Source organism: Pseudomonas sp. YuFO20, from assembly GCF_035064975.1.
Taxonomy (GTDB): Bacteria; Pseudomonadota; Gammaproteobacteria; order Pseudomonadales; family Pseudomonadaceae; genus Aquipseudomonas; species Aquipseudomonas putida_AE.
The window spans coordinates 78,204-91,557 of the sequence record NZ_JAXDEO010000022.1 but is presented as its reverse complement, the minus strand read 5'-3'; the positions used below and the strand labels follow the sequence as shown (position 1 = coordinate 91,557).

Annotated in this window: 12 protein-coding genes; 9 read left to right on the top strand and 3 right to left on the bottom strand. The window is 61.6% G+C overall.

The features are described from left to right. Positions 1-226 precede the first annotated feature (226 nt). Both ilvA and SOP85_RS14535 read left to right on the top strand, forming a co-directional pair. Positions 227-1,741, top strand: a complete 1,515-nt coding sequence (gene ilvA, locus SOP85_RS14540; RefSeq protein ID WP_274073606.1) for a threonine ammonia-lyase, biosynthetic — start codon at positions 227-229, stop codon at positions 1,739-1,741. A gap of 39 nt (positions 1,742-1,780) precedes the next feature. Continuing rightward, positions 1,781-2,206, top strand: a complete 426-nt coding sequence (locus tag SOP85_RS14535) for a DUF2269 domain-containing protein (RefSeq protein WP_323627320.1) — start codon at positions 1,781-1,783, stop codon at positions 2,204-2,206. A 108-nt stretch (positions 2,207-2,314) separates the two neighbouring features. On the opposite strand, the gene SOP85_RS14525 is transcribed toward SOP85_RS14535, so the two are convergent. Further along, entirely contained in the window at positions 2,315-2,971 is a 657-nt protein-coding gene (locus SOP85_RS14525) for an HAD family hydrolase (protein WP_323606647.1), read from the bottom strand. Positions 2,972-3,114: 143 nt separating this feature from the next. On the opposite strand from SOP85_RS14525, the gene SOP85_RS14520 reads away from it, so the two are divergent. Together SOP85_RS14520 and ptsP are read left to right on the top strand one after the other, a co-directional pair. Further along, positions 3,115-3,594 carry an RNA pyrophosphohydrolase gene (locus SOP85_RS14520; protein WP_007897732.1) on the top strand — a complete coding sequence of 160 codons (480 nt, stop codon included), beginning with the start codon at positions 3,115-3,117 and terminating at the stop codon, positions 3,592-3,594. A gap of 22 nt (positions 3,595-3,616) precedes the next feature. Further along, positions 3,617-5,896, top strand: coding sequence for a phosphoenolpyruvate--protein phosphotransferase (gene ptsP, locus SOP85_RS14515; protein WP_274073603.1), 2,280 nt, complete (start codon positions 3,617-3,619; stop codon positions 5,894-5,896). A 112-nt stretch (positions 5,897-6,008) separates the two neighbouring features. Here ptsP and SOP85_RS14510 read toward each other — a convergent pair whose 3' ends face one another. Continuing rightward, positions 6,009-6,755 (bottom strand): NRDE family protein, encoded by a 747-nt coding sequence (locus tag SOP85_RS14510; RefSeq protein ID WP_323627318.1) that lies wholly within the window; start codon positions 6,753-6,755, stop codon positions 6,009-6,011. A gap of 133 nt (positions 6,756-6,888) precedes the next feature. Between SOP85_RS14510 and SOP85_RS14505 the strand changes: the two genes are divergently transcribed. The 3 genes from SOP85_RS14505 (at position 6,889) to SOP85_RS14495 (ending at position 9,589) form a co-directional block, all read left to right on the top strand. After that, positions 6,889-7,671 (top strand): sulfite exporter TauE/SafE family protein, encoded by a 783-nt coding sequence (locus tag SOP85_RS14505; protein ID WP_323627316.1) that lies wholly within the window; start codon positions 6,889-6,891, stop codon positions 7,669-7,671. Between the two features lie 90 nt (positions 7,672-7,761). Next, positions 7,762-8,568 (top strand): prolipoprotein diacylglyceryl transferase, encoded by an 807-nt coding sequence (lgt, locus tag SOP85_RS14500; protein WP_274073600.1) that lies wholly within the window; start codon positions 7,762-7,764, stop codon positions 8,566-8,568. Positions 8,569-8,617: 49 nt separating this feature from the next. Beyond that, positions 8,618-9,589, top strand: a complete 972-nt coding sequence (locus SOP85_RS14495; RefSeq protein WP_274073599.1) for a thymidylate synthase — start codon at positions 8,618-8,620, stop codon at positions 9,587-9,589. Positions 9,590-9,678: 89 nt separating this feature from the next. Here the strand turns inward: SOP85_RS14495 and cadR are convergent, their stop codons facing one another. Next, positions 9,679-10,128, bottom strand: coding sequence for a Cd(II)/Pb(II)-responsive transcriptional regulator (gene cadR / locus SOP85_RS14490; protein WP_274075693.1), 450 nt, complete (start codon positions 10,126-10,128; stop codon positions 9,679-9,681). A gap of 85 nt (positions 10,129-10,213) precedes the next feature. Between cadR and SOP85_RS14485 the strand changes: the two genes are divergently transcribed. Together SOP85_RS14485 and SOP85_RS14480 are read left to right on the top strand one after the other, a co-directional pair. After that, complete coding sequence (locus SOP85_RS14485; protein WP_323627315.1) at positions 10,214-12,466, top strand: heavy metal translocating P-type ATPase; 2,253 nt, start codon at positions 10,214-10,216, stop codon at positions 12,464-12,466. A gap of 16 nt (positions 12,467-12,482) precedes the next feature. Next, positions 12,483-13,346 (top strand): LysR family transcriptional regulator, encoded by an 864-nt coding sequence (locus SOP85_RS14480; RefSeq protein WP_323606644.1) that lies wholly within the window; start codon positions 12,483-12,485, stop codon positions 13,344-13,346. The last annotated feature ends 8 nt before the right edge of the window (positions 13,347-13,354 follow it).

Here is a 13,354-nt window from a genome sequence, read left to right as displayed (position 1 = left end):
GAAGGTCATTGCCCGATTGGCGGGTCGGTCTCCCGGGTCACTGTAGGCGCTTGCTTGCTCGCGATGGTCGTGAACGAAAACGCGTAAAAACAGGTGTCCAGCGGCGTCATTGCGTTTTCGTCGGAACGCCGCCCGGAGCAAGCTCGCTCCTACAACAGGTGGTCGTGCGGCCAAAAGCCGGGTTAGACTCCTTGATCCTGCCCAACCCGCTCAGTGATGCTTTCCGATGCTTGAACAGTACGTCAAAAAGATCCTCACCTCGCGCGTTTATGACGTTGCCGTAGAAACCCCATTGCAGACTGCCCGTCAGCTCTCCGAGCGGCTGGGCAACGAGATTTTGCTCAAGCGTGAAGACTTGCAGCCGGTGTTCTCGTTCAAGATTCGCGGCGCCTACAACAAGCTGACTCAACTGAGCGACGAAGAGCGCGCCCGCGGCGTGGTCACCGCTTCCGCGGGCAACCATGCCCAAGGCCTGGCCCTGGCCGCCAAGGTCCTGGGCGTGAAAGCTACCATCGTCATGCCCAAGACCACACCCGAGATCAAGGTCGAAGGCGTGCGTTCGCGCGGTGGCAAAGTGGTGCTGCACGGCGATTCGTTTCCGGAGGCCCTGGCCTACTCGCTGAAACTGGTCGACGAAAAAGGCTATGTCTACATTCACCCCTACGACGATCCCCACACCATTGCCGGGCAGGGCACGGTGGCCATGGAGATTCTGCGCCAGCACCCCGCGCCCCTGGATGCGATCTTCGTGCCGGTGGGCGGCGGCGGCCTGATCGCCGGTATCGCGGCCTACGTGAAATACCTGCGGCCGGACATCAAGATCATCGGCGTCGAACCGGATGACTCCAACTGCCTGCAAGCCGCCATGGCGGCGGGCGAGCGCGTGGTGTTGCCGACCGTGGGCATCTTCGCCGACGGCGTAGCGGTGGCCCAGATCGGCCAGTACACCTTTGAGATCTGCAAAGACTACGTCGACGAAGTCATCACCGTCAGCACCGACGAAATCTGTGCGGCGATCAAGGACATCTACGACGATACCCGTTCGATCACCGAACCGGCCGGCGCCCTGGGCGTGGCCGGGATCAAGAAGTACGTCGAGTCCCGCGGCGTCAGCGGCCAGACCTTCGTGGCCATCGACTCCGGGGCCAACGTCAACTTCGACCGCCTGCGTCACGTCGCCGAGCGCGCCGAACTGGGCGAGGGCCGCGAAGCCATCATCGCCGTGACCATCCCCGAGAAGCCGGGGAGCTTCAAGGCGTTCTGCGAAGCCATCGGCAAGCGCCAGATCACCGAATTCAACTACCGCTACAACACCGGCAGCGAAGCGCACATCTTCGTCGGCGTGCAGACCCATCCGGACACCGACCCGCGCCGCGCGTTGATCGCCAGCCTGGGCGAGCAGGGCTTCCCGGTCGTCGACCTGACCGACAACGAACTGGCCAAGCTGCACATCCGTCACATGGTTGGCGGTCGTGCCGCGCACGTGGTCGATGAAGTGATCCTGCGCTTCGAATTCCCGGAACGTCCGGGTGCGCTGTTCAACTTCCTCAACAAGCTCGGCGGGCGCTGGAACATCTCGATGTTCCATTATCGTAACCATGGTGCGGCCGATGGCCGTGTGGTCGCGGGCCTGCAAGTACCTCACGATGAACGTCACCTGGTACCTGCGGCACTGGAAGAAATTGGCTACCCGTACTGGGATGAAAGCGACAACCCGGCCTATCAGCTGTTTCTTGGCTGAGCGGCTACGCTGATGGGCAGGTCATAAGGAATAACGACGATGGAAACGCTAACCGCCCTGAAAGCGGCGCACATGGTGGCGACGGTGGTGCTGCTGCTGGGTGCGCTGGGCCTGGGAATGTGGGTCTGGCGCGCGCGGCGTAGCGGCGACGCGACGGCGGGCAGTCGCACCCTGCAACGGCCGCGAGTGTTTGTTTGGTTGTTGATGGGGCTGGCGCTGTTGAGCATGCCGTTTACCGGCTGGGGGATGGTGCACCTGGTGGGTTGGCCGTTGGGGCAGACTTGGTTGCTGGCTTCCAGTGTGCTTTACACCGTGGCGGCGTTGGCGTGGTTCTGGTTGTTGGTGCGCCTGAATAGATTGCGCAAAGCGCCAGGTGGCGTGGGTAAATTTACCTTTGCCTTGGCGTTGTTCAGTTTTGTCTGCTTTGTGGCGATTGCCGGGTTGATGGGGGCCAAGCCTGTGTAGGAGCGAGCTTGCTCGCGATGGTCGTTAACGAAAACGCGGGGTGCCTGACTCTCCGCAGCGACCTTAAGTTTTTCGCGAGCAAGCTCGCTCCTACAGGGTGGAGCTCAATTAATCGCGCAAGCTAATCACCGGCCACCCACGCTTCTCAGCCTCAGCCCGCAAATTCGGATCCGGATCAACCGCCACCGGATTCGCCACCTGCTCCAGCAACGCCAGATCATTCATCGAGTCGCTATAAAAGTAGCTGTCTTCCAGCGAAAACCCGGTCTCTTCCAGCCAACGATTCAGCCTTGTCACCTTGCCTTCACGAAAGCACGGTACATCGGTACTGCGCCCGGTATAACGGCCGTCCTGCATCTCGCATTCGGTGGCGATCAGGGTCTCGACGCCCAGGCGTGTGGCAATGGGGCCGGTCACGAAGCGGTTGGTGGCGGTGATGATCACCAGTTTGTCGCCGGCATCGCGATGTTTGGCCAGCAACTCGATCGCCTTGGGCAGCATGATCGGTTCGATGCAGTCGCGCATGTAGTCGCTGTGCCACAGATCCAGGGTGGCCATTTCGGTACGGCCAAGCACTTCCAGGCAGAAGTTCAGGTAGGCGGCGTTATCCAGCTTGCCGGCCAGGTAGTCCTGGTAAAACTCGTCGTTGCGTGTTTTGTAGGCGACGGCGTCGAGGAAGCCGCGCTCACACAGGTAATCGCCCCAGGCATGGTCGCTGTCGCCGCCCAGAAGCGTGTTGTCCAAGTCGAATAAAGCCAGCCGCATTGCAGTTACTCGCTGAAAAGTCTGTAGAAAGGCGTCCAGAATACGGACTTTTCACAAGAGTGCACATAACGTAGACCGGCGCGTTGCTGCCTTCACAACCTTTGTGGAACAATGCGACGACATGCGTTTGCGAGGTTGTTGCCGTGATCGACCCCGATGGTTTCCGTCCTAATGTCGGGATCATTCTCACGAATGATGCCGGCCAGGTGCTGTGGGCTCGCCGTATCAATCAAGATGCCTGGCAGTTTCCTCAAGGTGGGATCAACCCCCAGGAGACGCCGGAAGACGCCTTGTACCGCGAGCTGAACGAAGAAGTGGGCCTGGAGCGCGAAGATGTTGAAATACTCGCCTGCACCCGGGGCTGGTTGCGCTATCGTTTGCCGCAACGTCTGGTCAGGACGCACAGCCAGCCGCTGTGCATCGGCCAGAAACAGAAATGGTTTCTCCTGCGCCTGATCTCCAACGAGCAGCGGGTGCGGATGGATTTGACCGGTAAACCGGAATTCGATGGCTGGCGCTGGGTCAGCTATTGGTATCCGTTGGGCCAGGTGGTGACATTCAAGCGCGAGGTGTATCGACGCGCCCTCAAAGAGCTTGCCCCGCGCCTTTTAGCGCGCGACTGACGACGGAGTTCGACCCCGAGCCATGCTCAATACGCTGCGCAAGATCGTCCAGGAAGTTAACTCCGCCAAGGATCTCAAGGCGGCGTTGGGGATTATTGTGTTGCGCGTCAAAGAGGCCATGGGCAGCCAGGTCTGCTCGGTCTATCTGCTTGACCCGGAGACCAACCGCTTCGTGCTGATGGCCACCGAGGGCTTGAACAAGCGCTCGATCGGCAAGGTCAGCATGGCGCCCAATGAAGGTCTGGTCGGCCTGGTCGGCACGCGTGAAGAACCCCTGAACCTCGAAAACGCCGCGGATCACCCGCGTTACCGCTACTTCGCCGAAACCGGTGAAGAGCGCTACGCGTCGTTCCTCGGGGCGCCGATCATTCACCACCGCCGCGTCGTTGGCGTGTTGGTCATCCAGCAAAAAGAACGCCGCCAGTTCGATGAAGGTGAAGAAGCCTTCCTCGTGACCATGAGCGCGCAGCTCGCCGGGGTTATCGCCCATGCCGAGGCCACCGGTTCGATCCGTGGCCTGGGCCGGCAGGGCAAGGGTATCCAGGAAGCCAAGTTCGTCGGTGTGCCGGGCTCGCCTGGCGCGGCGGTGGGCACGGCGGTGGTCATGTTGCCACCGGCCGACCTGGACGTGGTGCCCGACAAGACCATTACCGACATCGAAGCTGAACTCGGGCTGTTCAAGACCGCCATCGAAGGCGTTCGGGCCGACATGCGCACCCTTTCGGCCAAGCTCGCCACCCAGTTGCGCCCGGAAGAACGGGCCCTGTTCGACGTCTACCTGATGATGCTCGACGACGCGGCGCTGGGCAACGAAGTGACCACCGTGATCAAGACCGGCCAGTGGGCCCAGGGCGCGTTGCGCCAGGTGGTCACCGATCACGTCAACCGTTTCGAACTGATGGACGACGCCTACCTGCGTGAGCGCGCCTCGGACGTCAAGGACCTCGGCCGTCGCCTGCTCGCCTACTTGCAGGAAGAGCGCCAGCAAACCCTGGTCTACCCCGACAACACCATCCTGGTCAGCGAGGAACTGACGCCGGCCATGCTCGGCGAGGTGCCGGAAAACAAGCTGGTGGGCCTGGTGTCGGTACTCGGTTCGGGCAACTCCCACGTGGCGATTCTTGCCCGGGCCATGGGCATTCCGACGGTGATGGGCCTGGTCGACCTGCCGTATTCCAAGGTCGATGGCATCGGCATGATCGTCGACGGTCATCGCGGCGAGGTCTACACCAACCCCAGCGACGTGCTGCGCAAGCAGTTCGCCGAGATGGTCGAGGAAGAGAAGCAACTGGCCCTGGGCCTCGATGCGCTGCGTGATCTGCCGTGCGTCACGGTCGATGGCCACCGCATGCCGCTGTGGGTCAACACCGGCCTGTTGGCGGATGTGGCGCGGGCACAGAAACGCGGCGCCGAAGGCGTGGGCCTGTATCGCACCGAAGTACCGTTCATGATCAACCAGCGGTTCCCCAGCGAAAAGGAACAGCTGGCGATCTACCGCGAGCAACTCGCCGCCTTCCACCCGCAACCGGTGACCATGCGCAGCCTGGACATCGGCGGCGACAAGTCGCTGTCGTACTTCCCGATCAAGGAAGACAACCCGTTCCTCGGCTGGCGCGGCATTCGTGTCACCCTCGACCACCCGGAAATCTTCCTGGTGCAGACCCGCGCCATGCTCAAGGCCAGCGAAGGCTTGAACAACCTGCGGATCCTGCTGCCGATGATCTCCGGCACTCACGAGCTGGAAGAGGCCTTGCACCTGATTCACCGGGCCTGGGGCGAGGTTCGCGACGAAGGTTGCGACGTGCCCATGCCGCCGGTCGGCGTGATGATCGAGATTCCGGCGGCGGTTTATCAGACCAAGGAACTGGCAAGGCAGGTGGATTTCCTGTCGGTCGGCTCCAACGACCTGACCCAGTACCTGCTGGCCGTGGACCGCAACAACCCACGGGTGGCCGACCTCTACGATTACCTGCACCCGGCGGTGCTCCAGGCCCTGCAGAACGTGGTGCGCGACGCCCATGCCGAAGGCAAGCCGGTGAGCATCTGCGGCGAGATGGCCGGTGACCCGGCTGCGGCGGTGCTGTTGATGGCGATGGGCTTCGACAGCCTGTCGATGAACGCCACCAACCTGCCGAAGGTGAAGTGGATGCTGCGTCAGATCAACCTGAGCAAGGCCAAGGAATTGCTCGCCGAGCTGATGACCATCGACAACCCGCAGGTTATCCACAGCTCGCTGCAATTGGCGCTGAAGAACCTTGGGTTGGCGCGGATGATCAATCCGGCGGCGATCAAGGTTCTCTGAAACGCTGAGGGCCTCATCGCTGGCAAGCCAGCTCCTACAGGGGATTTGCGTCGTTCATAGATCTAATGTGGGAGCGGGCTTGCTCGCGAAGGGGCCGGCACGGACAACGCAACTAAATCCTGATCTCCACCTCTCCCAAATGCCCGCCATACGGCCCGAAACTCCTTTCGACCAAACGCCGCGTCCCATCCGCCTGCACAATCAACGCCGTACTCGCCCGAGTGCCATAACTCTGGCTGGCAATAAACACACTCGACAGCAACGTCTCGGTCGCCAGCCCCACGCCGGTATCCGGCAACTCGGCAAAGGGTGCGGTCTGCGGGTCGTTCAGCAAGGCCAGCAGCGCCTGGGGTTGCGGATCATCCAACACCTCGCTCAACGCCGCCCTGGCCTTGAGCAGTTTCGGCCACGGCGTATCCAGCCCGGCGTTCGACAGGCCGTAGACCCCCGGCGGCAGCATCACCGCTTCCGATTCCCGGGCATTGAAGTGCCACAGCTCGTTGGCGTTGCCGATCAGCAGGTTAAACCCGCCATATTCCGGCGAACGGGCGACAACGTCGTCTAAATAGTCGTCAATTGGCAGGTCTTTGGTGAGGAATCCTGCCACCAGTTCACCGCGAGACCGGCGCCCCGGCGGTCGATGCGGGTCGCGGATGTTGGTCAGCGCAGCAAAACGCCCATTGGCGCCGACACCCAGCCAGGTGCCACCCGCCTCCAGGTCGCGCCCGGCGTGCACCTGCGGAGCTTCGGGCCATTGCGCCAGCGGCAGGCTTGGGCGGGCATAGAATTCGTCGCGGTTGGCCGCCACGATCAGCGGTTGGGCGTGGCCCGGTCGCCAGGCGAAAACAATCAGGCACATAAGGTGATCCCTGTGTGTTTTTTTGCCCACTCTACGCAGTCATGGTGCGGGTATCCATCGCCATCCAGTGGAGCCCGAGGCCATGCATCCGTTACCATGCCGCTCCGGTTTTGGGGTTGGGTGGGGAAACAGCATGGAATTTCTGCTCTATCTGGCGCTTGGCGCCTGTGCCGGAGTGCTGGCCGGGCTATTCGGCGTGGGGGGTGGAATCATCATCGTCCCGGTGCTGGTGTTCAGTTTCAAAGCGCAGGGATTTGATCCGTCGATCCTCACGCACCTGGCCGTGGGCACCTCGCTGGCGACGATCATCTTTACCTCGGTCAACGCCATTCGTGAGCATCACCGCCGCGGGGCGGTGCGCTGGCCAGTTTTTGCGTGGATGACCCTGGGTATCCTGGTCGGTGCGGGTTTTGGCGCACTGACCGCCGAAGCGATCTCCGGGCCCAACCTGCAAAAGATCATCGGCGTGTTCGCCCTGGTCATCGCCGCGCAGCTGGCGTTGGACCTCAGGCCCGAGGCCAGCCGAACGGTGCCGGGGAAAGTCGGTCTGACTGTTGCCGGCAGCGTGATTGGCTGGGCTTCGGCGATTTTCGGCATTGGCGGCGGTTCGCTGACCGTGCCGTTCCTGACCTGGCGCAGCGTGCCGATGCAGCAAGCGGTGGCGACGTCGTCGGCTTGCGGCCTGCCGATCGCGTTGTCCAGTGCATTATTTTTCATGATTCTGGGCTGGCACGATCCATTGCTGCCAGCCCATAGTCTCGGTTTCATTTATTTGCCGGCGTTATTGGGCATTGCCCTGACCAGCATGGTCTTCGCCCGCTTCGGCGCGCGACTGGCGCACAATCTGTCGCCCAGGTTGCTGAAAAGACTGTTTGCCGCTTTGCTGTTCTGCGTTGGTCTGAACTTTCTAGTCTGAAGCATCTGCTCTGACGGGCAGCACAATCCTGGCTTAATCCTGAGGTGGCAGCGTCGCCCGGGAATTGATTTGAACTCATGAGGAGTCGCAATGCTGCCTTACCCGCAGATCGACCCGGTGGCCCTGGCCATCGGTCCGCTGAAAATCCACTGGTACGGGTTGATGTACCTGATCGGCATCGGCGGCGCCTGGCTGCTGGCGTCGCGCCGGTTGAACCGCTTCGACCCGACCTGGACCAAGGAGAAGCTCTCCGACATGGTGTTCTGGATGTCGATGGGGGTGATCGTCGGCGGCAGGCTGGGCTATGTGCTGTTCTACGACCTGAGCGCCTATATCGCCAACCCACTGCTGATCTTTGAAGTGTGGAAGGGCGGCATGTCGTTCCACGGCGGGTTCATCGGCGTGATGCTGGCGGCCTTGTGGTTCGGTAAAAAGAACAACAAGTCGTTTTTCCAGCTGATGGATTTCGTCGCGCCGATGGTGCCGATCGGCCTGGGCGCCGGACGTATCGGCAACTTCATCAACGCCGAGTTATGGGGCAAGGCAACCGACGTGCCGTGGGCGATGGTCTTCCCGACCGATCCGGCGCAACTGGCGCGACACCCCTCGCAGCTGTATCAGTTCGCGCTCGAAGGCGTGGCGCTGTTCCTGATCCTCTGGCTTTACTCGCGCAAGCCGCGGCCGACCATGGCGGTGTCGGGGATGTTCGCGCTGTTCTATGGCATCTTCCGTTTCATCGTCGAATTCGTCCGCGTCCCGGATGCGCAACTGGGCTATCTGGCCTGGAACTGGCTGACCATGGGCCAGGTGTTGTGCGTACCGATGATCGTCGGCGGGCTGTTCCTGATCTGGCTGGCGTATCACCGCGCCCCGGCAACTCCAGCGGCAGCCGTATAAAATTCGAACCCCGCAGCGATGGCTGCGGGTTCAAGGACACAGGTAACTCATGAAGCAATATCTCGAACTGGTCGCCCATGTCATCAAGAACGGCACCAAACAGGCCAACCGCACGGGCGTGAACACCATCAGCTTTCCGGGCGCGATGCTGCGCTACGATCTGAAGGAAGGTTTCCCGGCGATCACCACGCGCAAGATGGCCTTTAAATCGGCCATCGGCGAAATGTGCGGGTTCCTGCGTGGCGTGAACAATGCCGCCGAATTCCGTGCGTTGGGCTGCAAGGTCTGGGACCAGAACGCCAACGAAAACGCCCAGTGGCTGGCCAACCCGTTCCGCCAGGGTGAAGACGACCTCGGTGAGATCTACGGCGTGCAATGGCGCAAATGGCCGGCCTACAAGCAGATCCCGGTGAGCAACCCGGCCGCCATCGAGCAGACCCTGAAGCAAGGCTACCGCCAGATCGCCGAAGGTGAAGAAGATGGCCAAGCCTACGTGGTGCTGTACAAGGCCATCGACCAGGTTCGCCAGTGCGTCGACACCATCATCAAGGACCCGGGCAGCCGGCGCATCCTGTTCCACGGCTGGAACGTCGCCCAGCTCGATGAAATGGCCTTGCCGCCATGCCATCTGCTGTACCAGTTCCACCCGAATGTAGAGACCAGGGAAATTTCCCTGACCCTCTACATCCGTTCCAACGACCTGGGCCTGGGCACGCCGTTCAACCTCACCGAAGGCGCCGCTTTGCTGAGCCTGATCGGGCGCCTGACCGGCTACACGCCGCGCTGGTTCACCTATTTCATCGGTGATGCCCACGTCTACGAAAATCACCTGGACATGCTCAACGAACAGCTCAAGCGCGAGCCGTTCCCGATGCCGAAGCTGGTGATCAGCGACCGTGTGCCGGAGTTTGCCAAGACCGGTGTTTATCAGCCGGAGTGGCTGGAGTTGGTGGAGCCGAGTGATTTTTCGCTCGAGGGCTACCAGCACCACGCACCCATGACCGCGCCGATGGCCGTCTGACTGGCACCGCTTCGCGGTGATCGCTGGCAAGCCAGCTCCTACAGGATCACACCGAACCTGTAGGAGCTGGCTTGCCAGCGATGGCGTCCTCAATGCCCATGACTTCTCCCGACATGGGAATGCTCCACCTCCGTCGCCACAACCCCGCCACTCACCTCCAACCGCTGCAAAATCCCGCACTGATCGACATCCGGCCCTTCACCACAGCGTTGGCGCAGGTTGAGCAACTGTGTCTGCAACGCCATCAACCCATCGATCCGCGCCTTGACGTGGTGGATGTGCTCGTCGATCAACGCATTCACGCTTTCACACTGATCCTGCGGACTGTCGCGAAAGGCCAGCAGGCTGCGGATTTCCTCGAGGGTCATGTCGAGGGTGCGGCAGTTGCGGATGAAGGTCAGGCGTTCGGCGTGGGCCTGGGTATAGACGCGGTAGTTGCCGTCGCTGCGGGCCGGCTCCGGCAGCAGGTTCTCGCGTTCGTAGTAGCGGATGGTTTCTACGGCGCAGTCGGTGAGTTTGGCGAGTTCTCCAATCTTCATGACGGCAATCTCCAAATGGGTGCTTGACCCTATAGTGGCTACAGGGTCTTTACTTGGCAACAGGCACCTTCAAGGACGCGACCTGATGAGCGATTCCCTTCATACCCACAAACCCGAGGCTGAGCACGATCACAGCCACAAACTGCAGCCTGTGCAGAAACATGCCCATGGTGATTCCTGCTGTTCGTCGAAAGCAGCGGCGCCATCGCTGATCAAGTTGAGCGAAACGCCGACCGCTGGCGCGCGGCTGAGCAGTTTCCGCATTGAGGCCATGGATTGTCCGACCGAGCAAACACTGATCCAGAACAAACTCGGCAAGCTGGCGGGTGTGCAGCAGCTGGAATTCAACCTGATCAACCGTGTGTTGGGCGTCACCCATGACCTGCCGAGCACCACGCCGATCATCGACGCCATCAAGTCCCTCGGCATGCAGGCCGAGCCGATAGAGAAGGGCGTTGAAGCACCCGCGCCGGCTCCAGAGAAGAAACCCTGGTGGCCCCTGGCGCTGTCGGGCATTGGCGCACTGGCCGCGGAAGTGATCCATTTCACCAACGCTGCGCCTAACTGGGTGGTAGCGATCATTGCGCTGGTCTCGATCCTCAGCGGCGGCCTCGGTACCTATAAAAAGGGCTGGATCGCCCTTAAAAACCTCAACCTGAACATCAACGCCCTGATGAGCATCGCCGTGACCGGCGCGATCCTCATCGGGCAGTGGCCGGAAGCGGCGATGGTGATGTTCCTGTTCACCGTGGCCGAGTTGATCGAGGCCAAATCCCTGGACCGGGCGCGCAACGCCATCAGCGGCTTGATGCAGATGACGCCGGAGCAGGCCACGGTGCTGCAGGCCGATGGCAGCTGGACCACGCAAGATGTCAAAACCATCCAGCTCGGTGCCCGGGTGCGGGTGCGACCTGGCGAGCGCATCGGCCTGGACGGTGAAGTGGTGTCCGGCAGTTCGACCATCGATCAGGCGCCGATCACCGGTGAAAGCCTGCCGGTGGAGAAAACCGTTGGTGACAAGGTGTTCGCCGGCACCATCAATCAGGCCGGTTCCCTGGAATATGCGGTAACCGCTGAAGCGAACCATTCGACGCTGGCGCGGATCATCCACGCCGTCGAACAGGCTCAAGGCGCGCGGGCACCCACCCAGCGATTCGTTGACCAGTTTTCGAAAATCTATACGCCGGCAGTGTTCATCCTAGCCCTCGCGGTGGCGGTGATTCCTCCACTGTTCATGGGCGAGTTGTGGTTCGACTGGATCTATCGCGCTCTGGTGTTGCTGGTGGTTGCGTGCCCCTGCGCACTGGTGATTTCCACCCCGGTGACCATTGTCAGCGGGCTCGCCGCCGCCGCGCGCAAGGGCATTCTGGTGAAGGGCGGCGTTTATCTGGAAGGCGGCTACAAGCTCGATTACCTGGCGCTGGATAAAACCGGAACCATCACCCATGGCAAGCCGGTGCAGACCGATTATCTGTCGCTTGACCCGACTGCCGACGAATCTGCCCCGGCGCTTGCCGCCGCGCTGGCCGGTCGTTCGGATCACCCGGTGTCGCTGGCCATCGCCAATGCGGCTGTGGATAAACAATTGGCGCCGCTGGTTGTGGATAACTTCGAGGCGCTGGCCGGGCGCGGGGTGCGCGGTGATATCAATGGTCAGACCTATCACCTGGGCAACCATCGGCTGGTGGAAGAGCTGAACCTGTGCTCGCCCGAGCTGGAGGAGAAGCTGTTCGCGCTGGAAAAGCAGGGTAAATCCGTAGTACTGCTGCTAGATCAATCCGGTCCTTTGGCGCTGTTCGCCGTGGCCGACACGGTGAAGGAATCCAGCCGCGAAGCGATCCAGCAGCTGCATGACCTGGGCATCAAGACCCTGATGCTCACGGGCGACAACGTGCACACCGCCCAGGCGATTGCCGCGCAGGTTGGTATCGACGAGGCCAAGGGCGATCTGCTGCCCAGCGACAAGTTGCAGGCGATCGAAGCGCTGTACGCCAAGGGGCATAACGTCGGCATGGTGGGCGACGGCATCAATGACGCGCCGGCCCTGGCTCGCTCCGAGATTGGTTTCGCCATGGCGGCCGCGGGTACCGACACCGCAATCGAAACCGCGGATGTCGCCCTGATGGACGACGATCTGCGCAAAATCCCGGCGTTCATTCGCCTGTCGCGCCAGACCTCGAGCATCCTCAAGCAGAACATCGCCCTGGCATTGGTGATCAAGGCGATCTTTCTTGGGGTAACCTTCGCCGGGCTCGCTACCATGTGGATGGCGGTGTTTGCCGACATGGGCGTGAGCCTGTTGGTGGTGTTCAATGGACTGCGCCTGTTGCGCAAATAGACGATGAGGGACGGTTGTGCTGAGTGCCGAGCTGAAGGCGTTTTACATGGTTGCCCGCCTGGGCAGCATCACCCTGGCAGCGAAAAAGCTCGGCTTGAGCCAACCCACGGTGACCACCCAGATTCGCAACCTGGAAAGCCAGTACTCGGTTGAATTGTTCTACCGAGGCGGCCGCCGTCTCAGCGTCAGCGATGAGGGTGCGCGGCTGTTGCCGATGGTCAAGGCGCTGCTGCAGCAGGAAGCCGACATCGAGTTTTTCCTGCGCAACAGCGGGCAGGTCCAAGGCGCGTTGCGCATTGCCGCCACGGCGCCGTATTACATCCTTGACCTGGTGAAGACCTTCCGCGAGCGCCTGCCGCAGGTGGAAGTGTCGGTGGAGATCGGCAACTCCCAGCAAGTGCTGGAAGCGCTCGAGGACTATCGGGTCGATGTCGCGGCGTCCTCGCAGTTGCTGGAGGATGCGCGGCTGATTCGGCGGGTGCTCGGCAGTGATCCGCTGGTGCTGGCGGTGCATCGCAATCATCCGCTGGCGGTTCACGATCACGTGTCGCTGGGTGCCTTGGCGGGGCATACCTTGTTGATGCGCGAACCGGGTTCGACCACCCGTCGTTTGACCGAAGAATTGCTCGCGAGCGCCGGTGTGTGTTTCGGGCCGCTGCTGGAAATCGGCAGCCGCGAGTCGATCCGCGAGGCGGTGTTGCGCAACATCGGCATCAGCATCATCGCCCGCCAGGAAGTGCCGCACGATCCGCAGTTGCGGGTGCTGACGATCGAGGATGCGCCGCAGATTCCTGAATATCTGTACTGCCTCAAAGATAGAAAAAACGCCCGGTTGCCGGCGGCGTTCCTGGGGTTGGCGCAGGAAATGTCTCCGGCCTGAGCTCTGCG